Origin of the sequence: Enterobacter sp. 118C5, from assembly GCF_034107645.1 — a bacterium.
Taxonomy (GTDB): Bacteria; Pseudomonadota; Gammaproteobacteria; order Enterobacterales; family Enterobacteriaceae; genus Enterobacter; species Enterobacter nematophilus.
On the sequence record NZ_JAWNEU010000022.1, the window covers coordinates 1 to 15,424 of the forward strand.

The following is a 15,424-nucleotide window of genomic DNA, read 5'->3' on the forward strand; positions in this document are numbered from 1 at the left end:
AATAAATCGATATCTATCTCATGCATAAGGTCTTTTCGAATTGCTCTTAAAGACCTTTTGGCTAATTTCTGAGGTGAAAATATCCTCATCCAAAAAATCCAATAGAGCTTTAATTTCTCTCTTTGTTTGAGGCATTTCAATTCTTTCTTGGCCCTCGATATTATTGATTTTTAAAGGGAATCCAATTTTTTCTGCTGCAGATTTCAAAACGGGCAGTAATTCAGCGTCTAAGATCCCACTTTTATTTATTAATGTTATTTTATTTCTTATTGGGGTGTCGGCAATAACGCTCAAATCAAGACCCTCGGGTATAGAAAATGCGGCATTACTGGAAAATAATGCAAGGTCTTGGTCTGTAGCCTCTTGAAAATACACTGTCATGTCAAAGATACTGCGAAGTTTGAAAAAGCTTCGGAAATAAATCTTGTCATTTTTAATAATGGCGACTAATTTATCGTCTATATTAAAGCCAACCTTTTCAGCTTTGCTAAAAGTATTTGCCGCCCCAACCAGGGACATTACAAATGATTTAGATGTGTCTAGGATTTGCTTTTTATTAAAGGTTTGTAAGGCAATGCAGCTTTCCACATTCGGTTCACCAACACCTACAAACAAACCTTTAATGTGGTCTATATTTATTTCTTCAGGTTTCCACTCGGGAATTGCAGTGTTTCTCCTTACTGCATCCATAAGTAAATTAGAATCATGGAAATTCTCTAATTCAAAGCTTTCATTGTAACTAGGGTTATATCCAGCGTAAAATGGTATAACTGAGTCATGATGTGCTTCAAAGTATTGTCTTTGCTGATTAAATGTTTCGTTAATCATAGTCGAGGCAGCTCTATCTAGTTTTATTCTCACTATTTTTATAGCGCTCTGATTATCCATAATTGCAAATAACGGCATGGATTTATCCTTTTACATGTAGGAATGTGTGTTCAGTCAGTTTGACAACTTTAAAATTTATATCCTTGATGTTCGTGATAATCTCTTTGGAAATTAACACGAACCCCACACCCGTATCATCTTCAGCTTCATAGAATTTATACCCATGTAAAGCTAACACGGGATTGAAGTTGTAGTTTTCGGAAAAAGATATATATAAAAGAAGTGATACATAGAAGAATATAGCATACTCTTTTACAGTTGCAATTGAATCCGTCCCAAGTAAAGGGAAAAGATAGCTAAGAAAGTAATTAGTTACTTCTTTATTTGCAGGTGACACGGAGTCAATATTCTTGCTAAGAATTTCAAATTTTTTTTCGGCCACAGTTACTAAAGTCAGACAAAGTATCCAACTTACAACCGCCGTAACAAGACTCGTGTATATAAGCCATGTGTTGTGCTTCATAAACCCTATGAAAATCAACGTCACACAAACTGGAGCGATGGAGCTCGCAGTAAGTAGTAGCCTTGCTAAACGATTCATATCAATCCGCCTTGTACTGTATGTGCATACAGTATTTTAGCCTATAAAGGAGCTCATAACCATGTTGTTTAAGAACGGTTTTTAACCTTATCACTTGTAGTGTCAAAAAACACTAACGCGTACGCAAAAAAAATCGTAGTCTGTTAAGAGTGGCTTCGAATACACGGACTTAAAACGCTTTTAGAACGCGGTCGTGACAAATTTTAACGTCTAAACCAACGTCAGTGCCTTAATCCTTTGGCCTGTCGAAGCGCTAAAGTCCACTTTGTTGTGGATTCTAAGCTTCATGCGCTATAGGTTAATGTTTTAAAAGTGGTCTATCATTCGCACCTGATTCTGATGGGTAACTAGAAACGACACAGAATGTGAGCCAAACAAAAGTGGTTTGACTCACACCAAAAGTCGGGGTTAGCGCAGTTGCCACTTCTTCTTTATGTACCCAGCTGCAAATTCAACTTCTGGGAACATTGTTCTGGAGTTGATGTTCAAAACGTCTAAGTCTTTAAGTATCTGTGATTTCGCCTCGGCTGGAATCACAATTTTACTTGCGGTAAAACCTTTATGTGTTCGGCCAGGGGATGAGTACTCGAGAAGTCCAGCGACTAGAAATGCTCCTGATTGAGCAATAACTCTCCTGTTTGTTTTAGCTGGGTACACAAAATGATATCTGAACATGTCTCCAGGCTTTATCGAATCAGTGAAGTAGGGTTTTTCTACCCTAATGAACTGATATAGGCGTTTCATAGGAGCAAGTTTGCGAAACTCCACGCGAGCACCTTCATTCCAGGATTTAACTTTCTTATATTCCTGCTTAATTTCAGTCTTTTCTGTATCTGTGAGTCGTGCCAAATTACATATCAAACTGATGGTATCACTATCTGAAAATCGTACTCGATTTTCATCAAAGTCCAAAACGTGTACGACACCATTTGCATCATGGTGTGCCTCCTCGTTGCAAGCAAAATATAGGGCAACCAGAGGGTTTAGGGACACATCAAGAAGGCGGGTTGGCAGTCCATAATGCTGTGCTCTGACTAACTTGTCGAACATCAAGCGATCACCATTGAACTCTGTTGGAGATTCAACCATTAACTCGCTGAAAATCTGCCTTTCGGCATTTGCGCGAAGGCCTCGCATAACAGAAGGTCTCAAACTCCATTGAGTGTTTGACTGGCCTCTGTAGCATCTGATGTGTGTTGGAGCTGTTTGCTGGTAAACGTAGCTTAGAAACGAAGTTACTGAATCTATTTTTAGTGACAATTCCATTTTAAATCCATTAAAAAATACTGAACTGAAATTTATAGAGGCATTTCAATAGTGTAACAAGGGCCATTTATCACATTATGGAAGATTGATTACAACTTTTAACAGATCAGTTCCTTAAGCCCTGGCCCCCGCCGGGGCTTTTTATATCCCCTCGTTCTGAGAGGGCTCACGGCAAAAAGAGGGGGCTAAATGTCCGCAGAACCAATAACTGCAACGGTAACGGCGGGCGTGGCTGCTGGTACAACCGGAATCACCTTTGCCACGCTTTTTCCAGAGGCTACGCCCGCAGTGATGGTCTGCTCCCTCGCAGGGGCGGCGCTGTATATCCTCAGCGCTGAGGACCACAAAATCTGGAAGCAGATTCTTTTTGCGCTCATTTCGTTTATCGGTGGCATTTACTGTGCCGGTACTGCTTCAGAAATTATCGCCGCCCTTATCAACGCCGGACTGAATCAGCTTAGCCCGCCAGTCACTATTAAGGTATCGCCCGCGATTGGCGCACTGGCGGCTTCAACGGTTTCCGTGACAATTCTGCTGCGCATTCTTGCCGGCTCAAAAACAGGCAATCTGCCCGGCGTGAAGGGGGAAGAATGACGTGGCTGCTGCTGAACTTTCCATGGCTGTTGCTTCACCTTAATGCACTGGCCTGCATCATGATTTCGTTCCGGCTGATGTTTTTCCGTAAGCGCAGTATGCGGCGGCGCCGGGTAATGGAGATTCTGGCCTATGGGCTGATTCTGGCTCCTGCATACACAGCTTTTCGCATCTGGCACGGCGATTATGTGCAGGTCGATTACGGTGAAATCCTCATTAACGTTGTTGTCTGCGTGGCTGTCTGGCGTACGGGCGGCAATATCGCTCGTATTACTGGAGAGAGCACAACTTGAACCAAACACAATTTCAAAAGGCGGCAGGTATCAGCGCCGGGCTAGCCGCGCGCTGGTTTCATTACATCGATGCTGCAATGAAGGAGTTCGGCATTACTGCCCCGCTCGATCAGGCCATGTTTATCGCACAAATGGGGCATGAGTCCGGCGGGTTTACCCGTCTGGTGGAAAACCTGAACTATGCGGCGGAAAAACTGGTTCCCACGTTCGGCAGGCACCGCATTACTCCACAGCAGGCCGCCGCGCTCGGCAGAACGGCGACTCAACCGGCTAACCAGAAAGCGATCGCCAATCTGGTTTATGGCGGTGAGTGGGGCAAAAAGAACCTGGGCAACCAGACCGCGGGTGATGGCTGGAGATATCGGGGCCGCGGCCTGAAGCAAATCACCGGGCTTAGCAACTATCACAGCTGCGGCCAGGCGCTCAAACTGGATCTGGTTTCGTATCCCGAACTGCTGGAACGAGATGAATTCGCCGCGCGCTCCGCTGCATGGTTCTACGTCTCTCACGGATGCCTGCTCCATTTCGGCGACGTGGAGCGCGTGACGCTGCTTATCAACGGCGGCCGTAACGGGCTGGAACAACGGCGCGCCCTGTTTAACCTGGCTAAATCCGTGCTGGTCTGAGGTGGCTATGAGCATTATCAAAATGATTTTGGGCGGTATTGGTGCGCTGGTGGCCGTCGCGCTTAGCGGTTTTGTTGCTGGCAATATTCGAGACAGCGGAAAGGCAAAGGCAAAAGCCAATCAGCAGCGCGCTGAAGAAAATGCAGCGGCGACTGTTGCCGCGGCGGAACGCAAAGCGGAAGTCACGAAAGAGGCCAGCAATGTACAGCAGAATGTTAATCACATGCTTGATAACGATGTTGATCGCGAGCTGCGCACAGACTGGACCCGCAAGGGTTGAGGTAGTGGACACGGCTTGCGACTGGGTTAAACCCATTTACGGAACCGATCACGACTGGGATGTACTGGACCGCCAGACGAAGAAAGACATCCTGGCGCATAACAAAGCTTGGCAGAAGAACTGCATGTTTAAAAAGGCGCAATAATAAGCGCCTGAAGAATATTACTTGGTGGTACTGAAAAGCTTCATGTACTGATTGATAGGCTTGCCAGAGTGGGAATCCTTCCCTGAGTCAGGCGTAACAGATAAAACTTTCGAAGCTAGTTTGTTAGATGCCTGATTATCAACTCCGACGATAGCCTCTACATAGAATTCACTAAACGAGTTTCTAAATCCATAGCTCATTTCTTCGATGCTTGCGGTGAAAAGCGTTGTGCCGACGCCCTGCATTTTAAATCCATCAGCTACAGCATAACCGACGCCAAAACATGGCTTACCTTCTACTGGTTCGACCGGCACATATACGGCAACACCTTTAACAGTTTCTCCTTGAACAAAGGCGTAAGTAATCCTGGGGGTACCATTAGCATCGTCTAAAAGCACTTTCATATCGGTGTGAACTACACATGGAGAAAGTCTGATTAGACCATTTGACAGTGCATGCTGAAAACTTATCAATGAGTCTGTTGGGTCAACAATTTCAGGCATTTTAGTTTCTCTTTAATATGTTATGAGCGGTATTAAAATACGACGTTCCTATTTTTTATTCCTTGATATCAATGGTTCATTAGCTGAAATTTTGAAGTGGATTAAATTTTTCAAAAAAATCCTTTGGAGCGCATCGTACGCGCAAATCTAAGAAATTCCTTCGGCTGTGAACTTGGGCAAAGCTTTTGTTAACGGTGGTGATGCCGAGAAAACTGTTACATTTTAGAGAGGAAGCACATGTAGGCCGCAACAGATAGTGTTCAGAACGCACGAACAAGCTGCAAAAAAATGCGCAACCCAAGAGGTAAAATCCTTGCAAATCCTTTATGCAACTCGGTTGCAAGGCGATCAAACTATCTTGCAATTTTTGCTGATTCAGATTAATCCTAAGGTTATGATTCTGCTATAAGAGGGATTAGAATGAATCAAGTGATAGTACGTACCAAAGATGAACTTGAACGCGCACAGAAAAGTAAAGCTGAAACCATTCGAATAGAAGGCGAGCTTGCTAACAAGGTTCGCAAAGGAAAAACAGTGGCAAAGGCAAGTGGGGTTACGCTTGCTGCGATTGCTGCTGTATTAGCCGCAACACCTTTTACCGGTGGTTTGTCTACCATGGGGCTACTCCCGGTAGCTGCATATACAGGATTTGAGATTGCTACGATTATTGCTGCTGCATCCATTGGCATAGCACTCCTTGTAGCTGTCTTTAAAGATTATGAGGAAATCGAGGCAGGTGACGGCCGATTAGTTCTCAGACGGCGTAGCAAGAATTGATGTGCTGACTAACGTTATTTTCGGCATCATTCTTAAGTACATATGTTACTGATATGTAAGGTTAATCATCAAAGATGATATTCATGCTCAACTTATAAAAGGAAGTTATATGGGTTTCAAAATCACAAGCATCGATCAAACTAATTCAAAATACACTAATGAAGGGGGAGTATTTAAATTCGTTTTAGATGGGTTTCCTGATGAGAAATGGCGTAACAAGTTTTCTGATGCTGTAAATTCTTACAGGGGAAGAAACTTCAGCAAGGCCCCTGTAAACCCTGTTGATACCAATTTTGTTGAAGCTTATGCACAAATTCATGGCGATAAGAACTTGGAATTTGTATCAAAGGAGCTCATTGAACTTATTGAAATTGCTAACAATCATTATGATCAAGAAGTTCATGAACTTGCTGAGAAGCAAAGAAAGGAAAGAGATGATAGAACATCGTTAGATACGGAAGTTTCTAATCAAATATCTAAAATTAAATTTAGTTAAAGCTAAATTTAAGTTAACAATTAAAAGCCACTATTAGTTCAGGTGGCTTTTTTGTCTGCGTCCTCAGTAGAGTCAGATCAAAGACAATATCAACCCTACCGGTTTATCAAATTAAAATTACTTTTAATGATAATCGATCTCAGGAACTCGTAGCTTTGAGAAGTGCTTTGTTTTGGAGGGTCCTCCCAGCGGGGTCCCGACCACGGGGCGGCGCGCTCGCGGGAAACGGCTAGTTTTTCGGATCCAGGGTCATCATCATCATGTGCGCAGGCCTTTGATTTAATTAGAGGCCATTTTCGCAAGATGTCGAATCGTTCAAAAAGTGTTCACCATCATGGACCAGGAAATTGCCACTTTAAAACTCAATATCAACCAGCTGGCAGGGATAACCGGCGTACACCGTCAGACGGTTGCCGCGAGACTGAAAAATGTTGAACCTGCTCCAGGCAGCAACAGCAAGTTAAAGCTCTATCTGGTGACCGACATTATGACCGAACTGATGATCCCTACCGTTTCGGCCAACATCGATGATATGCCCCCCTCTGACAGGCTGTCCCACTGGAAAGCAGAGAATGAGAGGCTGAAGTTCGAACAGGATACGGGGCAGTTAATACCCGCAGATGAAGTGGCGCGAGAATTCTCATTGATGGCGAAAGCCGTCGTCATGGTACTTGAAACCCTTCCGGATGTGCTCGAGCGCGACTGTGCTTTAACGCCTGCTGCGGTAGTTCGTGTGCAAAGCGTTATTGATGATCTGCGCGACCAGATGGCGGAGAGGGTGCAGGTCGCTGAAAAAGAGGAGGAAGAGCCTGAGGAGGACTGATGGCAAAGCGTGCATCCGCCAGGGACATCCGCCGCGATGTCTCCGGTATTTTACGAGCCCCGCGTCGTATGCCGGTGGCCGATGCGGTCAGTACTTATATGCGCGTGCCAATGGGGGCGGGAAACTCAGTTCCATGGGATCCGGATCTGGCACCCTATGTGATTGAGCCGATGAACTGCCTGGCATCGCGTGAATACGATGCGGTGGTGTTTGTGGGCCCGGCGCGAACGGGTAAAACCATCGGGCTGATTGACGGCTGGATTGTTTATAACATTGTCTGCGATCCGGCAGATATGCTTGTGATTCAGGTATCTGAGGAAAAAGCGCGCGAGCATTCCAAAAAACGCCTGGACCGTACTTTTCGCTGTAGCCCTGAAGTTAAAACCCGGCTAAGCCCAAGACGTAACGATAACAACGTCTACGACCGTACATTCCGCGCTGGCAACTATCTGAAGCTTGGCTGGCCATCCGTCAATATCATGTCGTCCTCGGACTATAAGAGTGTGGCGCTGACGGATTATGACCGCTTTCCGGAAGATATCGACGGGGAGGGGGATGCTTTTTCACTGGCATCGAAGCGTACCACGACATTCATGTCCTCCGGGATGACGCTGGTTGAAAGCTCGCCCGGGAGGGATATCAGAGACACAAAATGGCGGCGCTCCACGCCCCATGAAGCCCCTCCGACCACCGGAATTTTATCGCTCTATAACCGTGGTGACCGCCGTCGTCTTTACTGGCCATGCCCGCATTGCGGCGAATATTTCCAGCCGGAAATGGACAATATGACCGGATACCGCGACAGCAGCGATCCTGTGCTTGCCAGCGAATCGGCGTTTCTTCAGTGCCCTGCCTGTAAAGGCAGGATCACACCGGACATGAAGCGTGCGCTGAACATGAAATGTGTCTGGCTCCGGGACGGGCAAACCATCGACAGTAAAGGCCAGGTTAGCGGTGATGGCCGTCGTTCCCGTATTGCCTCCTTCTGGATGGAAGGTCCGGCAGCTGCTTACCAGACCTGGGCGCAGCTTATTTATAAGTTCCTGACCGCCGAGCAGGAATATGAATCCACGCGCAGCGAAGAAACCCTGAAGACGGTGATCAACACCGATTTCGGCAGGCCCTATTTGCCGCGGGCCAGCATGGAGCAGCGTAAAAGTGAATTGCTTGAGCAGCGTGCCGAAGAAGTCCCAAAACGCTCGGTACCGGACGGCGTGCAGTTTCTCACTGCGACCGTGGACGTGCAGGCCGGGCGCAACCGGCGATTTGTTGTGCAGATTACGGGTTATGGAAGTATGGGTGAGCGCTGGATAGTTGACCGTTACAACATCCGGCATTCGCTGCGCTGCGACGGCAACGGGGAAAGCTTACAGGTGGATCCGGCGAGCTACCCGGAGGACTGGGATCTTTTACTCACCGACGTCTTTGATAAAACGTGGCCACTCGCAGCTGACCCGTCAAAGGGCATGCGGCTGATGTCGATGGCCGTGGACTCAGGGGGTGAAGATGGCGTGACGGATAATGCCTACAAATTCTGGCGCAGATGTCGTCGTGAAGGGCTGGGTAAGCGTATCTACCTCTTCAAGGGGGACAGCGTCAGGCGCAGCAAACTTATCCAGCGAACGTTTCCCGACAACACGGGCAGATCAACGCGCCGCGCACAGGCGACGGGTGATGTGCCTCTTTATCTTCTCCAGACCGATGCCCTTAAAGACCGGGTGAATAATGCGCTGTGGCGTGATTCACCCGGCCCTGGCTATGTGCATTTTCCCGCCTGGCTGGGCAGCTGGTTCTATGACGAACTGACGTATGAGGAACGCTCGAATGAAGGGAAATGGAGTAAGCCCGGCCGGGGCGCAAACGAAGCATTTGACCTGCTCGTTTATGCCGACGCGCTCGCCATTCTTAGTGGTTACGAAAAAATCAAATGGCCGTCTGCTCCTGAGTGGGCACGGCGGGAAACGTGGATCGAGGACACGCAGACGGAAGCTGGCGAAATGCCATCCCCGCCGCCTGCGCCTAAATCTAAATCAAAACCAAAACGTGAGAAGCCCGTAACCGAGCAGGCTAATCCGTGGTCTTCGTCAGGAGGTTGGGTGTGAATCCAGCAGATATTCAAAACATGATCGACCGCTACGCTGCAGCCGAGCTGTCTGTTCTGGAGGGGAAATCAATCACTTTCAACGGGCAGCAGATGACGCTCGAAAACCTGTCGGAAATCAGAAAAGGCCGTCAGGAATGGGAGCGACGACTGGCAACGCTCAATAACAAACGCCGCGGGCGACCCGGCTACAGGCTGGCGAGGTTTGGATGAGTTTTTTAGATGATGCGATTGGCCTGTTTTCACCAGGCTGGAAAGCCTCACGCCTGCGTGCCCGCGCAGTTATTAAGGCGTATGAGGCGGTAAAGCAAACGCGTACCCACAAAGCCCAGAAGGAAAATCGTTCAGCCGATCAGCTCAGCCAGATGGGGGCGGTTTCACTGAGGCAGCAGGCGCGCTGGCTGGACAACAATCACGATCTGGTGATTGGCGTTTTCGACAAGCTGGAAGAAAGGGTGGTGGGTGCGAAGGGCATCATTGTTGAACCGCATCCGATGCTGACTAACGGGAAGATAGCTAAAAAGCTGGCCACTGATATCCGCAGAAAGTGGGGCGAATGGTCCGTAAGACCCGATGTTACAACCCAGTTTACCCGCCCCATGCTGGAGCGGCTGATGCTGCGAACGTGGCTCCGGGACGGTGAGGTATTTGCTCAGCTGGTTCGCGGTACCGGAAATGGTCTTCAGCCGGTTGCTGGCGTGCCGTTCTGGCTGGAAGCGCTGGAGCCGGACTTCGTGCCGATGAACAGCGATGCCGCCACCCAGCTCAATCAGGGCGTTTTTGTCGATAACTGGGGGCGCCCGAAAAAATATCAGGTCTATAAAAGCCTGCCAGTATCCGGGCGTCAGTTCGATACCAAAGAGATAGATGCAGAAAACATGCTTCATCTCAAATTCACACGACGCCTGCACCAGACCCGCGGAACGTCTCTATTGTCAGGTGTTCTGATGCGTCTGAGCGCGCTGAAAGAGTACGAGGACTCGGAGCTTACCGCTGCCAGAATTGCTGCCGCACTCGGCATGTATATCAAAAAAGGCGACGGACAGAGCTTCGAGTCTGATTCCAGCAGCGATGACCGCGAGCTGATGATTCAGCCCGGTATGCTCTATGACGAGCTGCAGGCCGGGGAAGAAATCGGGATGATTAAATCCGATCGCCCGAACCCTAACCTCGAGTCTTTTCGTAACGGACAGCTGCGTGCCGTGTCCGCCGGCAGTCGCCTCAGCTTTTCCAGCACATCCAGAAACTACAACGGAACGTACAGTGCCCAGCGGCAGGAGCTTGTCGAGTCAACCGACGGCTATCTGATTCTTCAGGACTGGTTCATCGGTTCAGTGACCCGGCCCATGTACCGGGCCTGGCTGAAGATGGCTATCGCTGCCGGAGAAATCAAGCTGCCGAGAGGCATCGATATGGACTCGCTTTATAACGCGGTTTATTCGGGGCCCGTTATGCCGTGGATTGATCCCGTTAAAGAAGCGAATGCCTGGAAAACGCAGATCCGCGGCGGTGCTGCTACTGAATCCGACTGGATACGTGCCAGCGGTCGCAACCCGGATGATGTTAAGTCACGCCGTAAAGCGGAGGTTGACGAGAACCGTGAACAGGGCCTGGTGTTTGACACCGACCCCGCCAATGATAAAGGAGGCACCAGTGCCGAAGCCAAAGAACCGGGCGCGCCACCGTCCGAAAGCCAGCGCAAAAAGTAATTCGTGGTTCCGCATGCAGGCCAGCAATAACAGCGAGGCCGACATTTTTATCTATGACGAAATCGGGTACTGGGGCGTAACGGCGAAACAGTTCGTCAATGATCTCCGGGCACTTGGGGACGTCACCCACATCAACCTTTATATCAACTCCCCCGGTGGTGATGTCTTCGACGGTATTGCTATTTATAACGCGCTGAAGCATCACGGCGCGGCGATTACCGTGCATATCGACGGTCTCGCGGCCTCTATGGCCTCGGTGATTGCGATGGTAGGCAATCCGGTCATCATGCCTGAAAACACGATGATGATGATCCATAAGCCCTGGGGGTTTGCTGGTGGTGATGCGAGCGATATGCGCGACTATGCGGATCTTCTCGACAAGGTTGAATCCGTTCTTATCCCGGCTTATGCGCAGAAAACCGGAAAATCCACCGAAGAAATTGCGGCAATGCTGGAGGACGAAACCTGGATGAACGGCAGCGAGTGCCTTGAACTGGGTTTTGCCGACCAGGTGACACCATCCCTTCAGGCTATGGCCTGTATTCATTCAAAACGTATTGAGGAATTTGAAAAAATGCCAAAAAGCATTCGCAACATGATCACCCCGCCGCGTAACACTACCCAGCGTGATCCGGTTATTACCCAGCCTCAGGCACCGCAGGCAAAAACAGACCCGGCACCGGATGAAAATGCGATCCGCGCGCAGGTGTTGGCTGAGCAGAAAGCCCGTGTTAACGCTATCGGCGATCTCTTTGCCATGTTCGGCAATAAGCACATGGAACTGCAGAATCAGTGTGTGGCCGACCCTGATTGCTCCGTCGATAAGGCGAAAGATTTGCTGCTGGCAGAACTCGGTAAAACGGCCACGCCGTCCAATAAAACCACCCAGCCGCATATTCATGCGGGCAATGGTAACTTCGTCGCGGATGGTATTCGCCAGGCACTGATGGCGCGTGCCGGGTTCGAAGGTCAGGAGCGGGATAACGTTTATAACGGTATGACGCTGCGCGAGTATGCGCGTATGGCCCTGACTGAAAAAGGTATCGGCGTGGCCAGCTACAACCCGATGCAGATGGTTGGCCTGGCGCTGACCCACAGCACCTCTGACTTTGGCAACATTCTGCTTGATGTTGCGAACAAAGCGCTGATTCAGGGCTGGGACGAGGCGCAGGAAACCTTCGAACAGTGGACCAAAAAAGGCCAGCTGTCGGACTTCAAAACGGCGCATCGTGTCGGCATGGGTGGTTTCCCTTCTCTGCGACAGGTTCGCGAAGGGGCTGAGTACAAGTACATTACTACCAGTGACAAAGGCGAAACCATTGCGCTTGCCACGTATGGTGAAATCTTCTCAGTAACCCGCCAGGCGATCATCAACGACGATCTGAACCAGCTTACCGACGTACCGATGAAGATGGGGCGCGCGGCGAAAGCAACGATTGGCGATCTGGTTTACGCCATTCTGACCAAAAACCCGAAACTCTCAGACGGAAAGGCGCTTTTCCATGCCGATCACAAGAACCTGAGCTCGGGCGCAATTTCTGTGGCCAGCCTGGACGAATCGCGCAAGCTGATGCGTCTGCAGAAGGAGGGGGAGCGAACCCTGAATATCCGTCCGGCCTACATGCTGGTGCCCGTCGCCCTGGAAACTCTGGCAAATCAGACCATCAAGTCGGCCAGTGTTAAAGGTGCAGACATCAATGCCGGGATCGTTAACCCTATCCAGAACTTTGCAGAAGTCATTGCCGAACCGCGCCTGGATGAAGCTGATGCGAAAGCCTGGTATCTGGCTGCCGCGAAGGGCACCGACACCATCGAGGTCGCTTATCTCAACGGCGTCGACACGCCATACATCGATCAGCAGGAAGGCTTCACCACTGATGGTATCGCCACGAAAGTGCGTATTGATGCAGGTGTGGCGCCGCTGGACTATCGCGGCATGACCAAATCCTCTGGTCAGTAAAAAACAGTCCTGACAAACAGACGCCCGTAAGGGCTTTTTTTATACCTGAAACCAGCCCCGCAAGGGGCTGAATGGAGAAGTTATGGCTAAGAACTATGCGCAGGACGGGAAAACGATCCCTCTGGTAAACAGTGGTGCAACCGATGTTCACAGCGGCGACCCGGTTGTTGTTGGAAAACTTATCGCGGTGGCAATTACCGATATTCCGGCTGGGGATACCGGGGATGGTTTTACTGAGGGGGTATTCCTTCTGCCAAAAGTATCCGCAGATGCTGTTACTGCCGGGGCGCAGGTGTATCTGAAGGACGGCAATATCACGATCGAAGAAACGGACGCCATTGCCGCGGGCATCGCCTGGGAAGATGCAGGGGCAAACACCACCGTTGTTGAAGTTAAGATCAATGCCTAACCCCTTTGACCGGATGGCGGCGCGCATGGACGCGGCCACCATAAAAAAGATGGGAAAGACAGCGATCATCAATGGCAGCAGCTATGACGTTGTTCCAGCCGAGCAACTCGAGGAAATGGGGCCATTGTCGGGAACAGGTACTTCGCTGGTGGTTTTCTCTGAGCTTTACCAGCCACGCCGAAACGACAGCGTCGACTACGACGGTAAGAACCTGACCGTTACCCGCTATGACATGTTCAACGGAAAACCCCGCATCCATCTCGAATGAGGAGGCGCTATGTCTGTGAAAGGACTGGAAAGGGCTATTCAGAACCTGAACAGCCTCAGCCGGTTAATCGTTCCTGAGGCAACCGCAAAAGCACTAAACCGGGTAGCCAGCAGAACGATAAGCCAGGGGAGCAAAGCTGTAGCGAAAGAAGCAACAGTTGATGATAACCGGAAAAAGGGGCTTCCGGTTCGTCTGGTCCGCCAGCGTTCCCGTCTGCGCAAGGCCCGTCACGATCGCCCGGTCGCGTCGATAAAAATCAACCGCGGTAATCTTCCTGCGATAAAGCTCGGCACGGCGCGCGTCCGGCTCTCGCGTAAAAAAGGGGCCAGAAACGGAGCGGGCAGCGTCCTTAAAATCGGGCCCTATACCTTTCGTAACGCTTTTATCCAACAGCTCTCGAACGGGCGCTGGCAGGTCATGCGGCGCGTAGGTCAGGCCCGTTATCCGATTGATGTAGTTAAAGTTCCTCTTGAGACACCGCTCACCGTGGCCTTCACCGCTATTTCAAAGCGCCTTATTGAAAGCGATATGCCCAAAGAACTTTCCGCAGCCCTGAAAAACCAACTGAGGATCCACCTGAAACGATGAACAGACACAGCGCAATTCGTGCAGCCATTCTGGCAAAACTTAAAGCCGAGATCACCGACACGGTCACCTGGTTTGACGGGCGCCCTGTTTTTCTTGAAGAGCAGGATCTCCCTGCCGTGGCTGTATACCTTTCTGACGCGGAATACACCGGCGATTCGCTTGACGAAGATTCGTGGCAGGCGGTTGTTCACATCGAGGTATTTCTTAAAGCCTCCAGCCCCGACAGCGCGCTTGATTCCTGGATGGAAGAGAAAGTGTATCCGGCAATGGCCTTCATCCCGGGTCTGACCGAACTGGTCGAGACGTTCACCCCGCAGGGTTATGACTATCAGCGGGATGATGAAATGGCCACCTGGGGTTCAGTCGATTTCACGTACTTAATCACCTATTCAATTTAAGAGGTACTTATGCCTACTCCAAACCCGCTGGCCCCCGTGAAAGGTGCCGGTACCACCCTCTGGCTTTACACCGGAACGGGCAACGCTTTCGCTAACCCACTCTCGGATATCGACTGGAACCGCCTGGCGAAAATTAAAGAGCTCACGCCGGGCGAAATGACCGCCGAATCGTATGACGACACTTACCTCGACGACGAGGATGCCGACTGGAACGCGACGGCCCAGGGGGCAAAATCTGCTGGCGATACCTCGTTCACCCTCGGCTGGAAGCCGGGCGAAGATGGACAAAAAGACCTTGTCGCATGGTTTATTGATGGCTCAGTACGCTATTACAAAATCAAATACCCGAACGGTACCGTCGACGTTTTCCGCGGCTGGTGCAGCAGCCTGGGTAAAGCCATTCCGGCAAAAGAGGTCATTACCCGTACAGCGAAAATCACCAATACCGGCAAGCCGGAACTGGCAGAAGAAAGCGGGACCCCGAATATCCCCGTGACCGGCGTTACGCTCGATAAAGCCACGGCAAGCGTGGCCGTCGGCGCAACCTCAACGCTCAATGTGACGGTTAACCCTGCCAGTGCCTCAGATACCTCGTTCCGCGTGGCAACCTCCGACGGGGCAAAAGCAACGGTCACCGTTAGCGGCAACGCGATCACCGTCACCGGCGTGGCGGCAGGCACCGCTGACGTTATTGTTATGACCAGCGACGGTAATTTCGTTGCGGTCTGCAAAGTCACCGTAACTGCAGCGTAAGGAAGG

20 protein-coding genes are annotated in these 15,424 nt (G+C 50.1%); 16 read left to right on the plus strand and 4 right to left on the minus strand.

What is annotated here, in order from left to right; translation table 11 throughout:
* Positions 1–18: 18 nt before the first annotated feature.
* From UTO39_RS21400 to UTO39_RS21410, 3 genes are all read right to left on the minus strand, one after another.
* Entirely contained in the window at positions 19–906 is an 888-nt protein-coding gene (locus tag UTO39_RS21400; RefSeq protein ID WP_320728050.1) for a Kiwa anti-phage protein KwaB-like domain-containing protein, read from the minus strand.
* Positions 907–910: 4 nt separating this feature from the next.
* Positions 911–1,429 carry a hypothetical protein gene (locus UTO39_RS21405; protein ID WP_032677913.1) on the minus strand — a complete coding sequence of 173 codons (519 nt, stop codon included), beginning with the start codon at positions 1,427–1,429 and terminating at the stop codon, positions 911–913.
* 408 nt (positions 1,430–1,837) lie between these two features.
* Entirely contained in the window at positions 1,838–2,695 is an 858-nt protein-coding gene (locus tag UTO39_RS21410; protein WP_265637987.1) for an FRG domain-containing protein, read from the minus strand.
* A 189-nt stretch (positions 2,696–2,884) separates the two neighbouring features.
* On the opposite strand from UTO39_RS21410, the gene UTO39_RS21415 reads away from it, so the two are divergent.
* From UTO39_RS21415 to UTO39_RS21430, 4 genes are read left to right on the plus strand one after another with little or no spacing between them, the layout of a single operon-like run.
* Positions 2,885–3,289, plus strand: coding sequence for a putative holin (locus tag UTO39_RS21415; RefSeq protein WP_320728051.1), 405 nt, complete (start codon positions 2,885–2,887; stop codon positions 3,287–3,289).
* Positions 3,286–3,582 (plus strand): phage holin family protein, encoded by a 297-nt coding sequence (locus tag UTO39_RS21420; RefSeq protein WP_320728052.1) that lies wholly within the window; start codon positions 3,286–3,288, stop codon positions 3,580–3,582. The genes UTO39_RS21415 and UTO39_RS21420 overlap by 4 nt, the downstream gene beginning before the upstream one ends.
* Positions 3,579–4,208, plus strand: a complete 630-nt coding sequence (locus UTO39_RS21425) for a glycoside hydrolase family 19 protein (RefSeq protein WP_320728053.1) — start codon at positions 3,579–3,581, stop codon at positions 4,206–4,208. Before UTO39_RS21420 ends, UTO39_RS21425 begins: the two co-directional genes overlap by 4 nt.
* Positions 4,209–4,215: 7 nt before the next feature.
* On the plus strand, positions 4,216–4,488 hold the full coding sequence (locus tag UTO39_RS21430) for a hypothetical protein (RefSeq protein ID WP_320728054.1): 273 nt from the start codon (positions 4,216–4,218) through the stop codon (positions 4,486–4,488).
* Positions 4,489–4,650: 162 nt separating this feature from the next.
* Here UTO39_RS21430 and UTO39_RS21435 read toward each other — a convergent pair whose 3' ends face one another.
* On the minus strand, positions 4,651–5,136 hold the full coding sequence (locus tag UTO39_RS21435; RefSeq protein WP_320728055.1) for an N-acetyltransferase: 486 nt from the start codon (positions 5,134–5,136) through the stop codon (positions 4,651–4,653).
* A gap of 420 nt (positions 5,137–5,556) precedes the next feature.
* Between UTO39_RS21435 and UTO39_RS21440 the strand changes: the two genes are divergently transcribed.
* From UTO39_RS21440 to UTO39_RS21495, 12 genes are all read left to right on the plus strand, one after another.
* Positions 5,557–5,913, plus strand: a complete 357-nt coding sequence (locus UTO39_RS21440; RefSeq protein WP_320728056.1) for a hypothetical protein — start codon at positions 5,557–5,559, stop codon at positions 5,911–5,913.
* A gap of 109 nt (positions 5,914–6,022) precedes the next feature.
* The gene (locus tag UTO39_RS21445) at positions 6,023–6,409 is read left to right on the plus strand and encodes a hypothetical protein (RefSeq protein ID WP_320728057.1); all 387 of its coding nucleotides are present in this window, start codon (positions 6,023–6,025) and stop codon (positions 6,407–6,409) included.
* Positions 6,410–6,743: 334 nt separating this feature from the next.
* Positions 6,744–7,232, plus strand: a complete 489-nt coding sequence (locus UTO39_RS21450; protein ID WP_320728058.1) for a DUF1441 family protein — start codon at positions 6,744–6,746, stop codon at positions 7,230–7,232.
* Positions 7,232–9,334, plus strand: coding sequence for a phage terminase large subunit family protein (locus tag UTO39_RS21455; RefSeq protein WP_320728059.1), 2,103 nt, complete (start codon positions 7,232–7,234; stop codon positions 9,332–9,334). Before UTO39_RS21450 ends, UTO39_RS21455 begins: the two co-directional genes overlap by 1 nt.
* On the plus strand, positions 9,331–9,546 hold the full coding sequence (locus UTO39_RS21460) for a hypothetical protein (protein WP_001704123.1): 216 nt from the start codon (positions 9,331–9,333) through the stop codon (positions 9,544–9,546). Before UTO39_RS21455 ends, UTO39_RS21460 begins: the two co-directional genes overlap by 4 nt.
* Positions 9,543–11,042 (plus strand): phage portal protein, encoded by a 1,500-nt coding sequence (locus UTO39_RS21465; protein WP_010429887.1) that lies wholly within the window; start codon positions 9,543–9,545, stop codon positions 11,040–11,042. Before UTO39_RS21460 ends, UTO39_RS21465 begins: the two co-directional genes overlap by 4 nt.
* Positions 10,969–13,002: a ClpP-like prohead protease/major capsid protein fusion protein gene (locus UTO39_RS21470; protein WP_277421267.1), complete on the plus strand. Its 2,034-nt coding sequence runs from the start codon at positions 10,969–10,971 to the stop codon at positions 13,000–13,002. The genes UTO39_RS21465 and UTO39_RS21470 overlap by 74 nt, the downstream gene beginning before the upstream one ends.
* An 82-nt stretch (positions 13,003–13,084) precedes the next feature.
* Positions 13,085–13,411: a capsid cement protein gene (locus UTO39_RS21475; protein WP_320728060.1), complete on the plus strand. Its 327-nt coding sequence runs from the start codon at positions 13,085–13,087 to the stop codon at positions 13,409–13,411.
* Positions 13,412–13,436: 25 nt separating this feature from the next.
* Entirely contained in the window at positions 13,437–13,679 is a 243-nt protein-coding gene (locus UTO39_RS21480; protein WP_230852446.1) for a DNA breaking-rejoining protein, read from the plus strand.
* A gap of 9 nt (positions 13,680–13,688) precedes the next feature.
* The gene (locus tag UTO39_RS21485) at positions 13,689–14,267 is read left to right on the plus strand and encodes a phage tail protein (protein ID WP_032623278.1); all 579 of its coding nucleotides are present in this window, start codon (positions 13,689–13,691) and stop codon (positions 14,265–14,267) included.
* Positions 14,264–14,665: a phage minor tail U family protein gene (locus UTO39_RS21490; RefSeq protein WP_001704117.1), complete on the plus strand. Its 402-nt coding sequence runs from the start codon at positions 14,264–14,266 to the stop codon at positions 14,663–14,665. The genes UTO39_RS21485 and UTO39_RS21490 overlap by 4 nt, the downstream gene beginning before the upstream one ends.
* Positions 14,666–14,674: 9 nt before the next feature.
* Positions 14,675–15,418 (plus strand): phage tail protein, encoded by a 744-nt coding sequence (locus UTO39_RS21495; RefSeq protein WP_320728061.1) that lies wholly within the window; start codon positions 14,675–14,677, stop codon positions 15,416–15,418.
* Positions 15,419–15,424 lie beyond the last annotated feature (6 nt).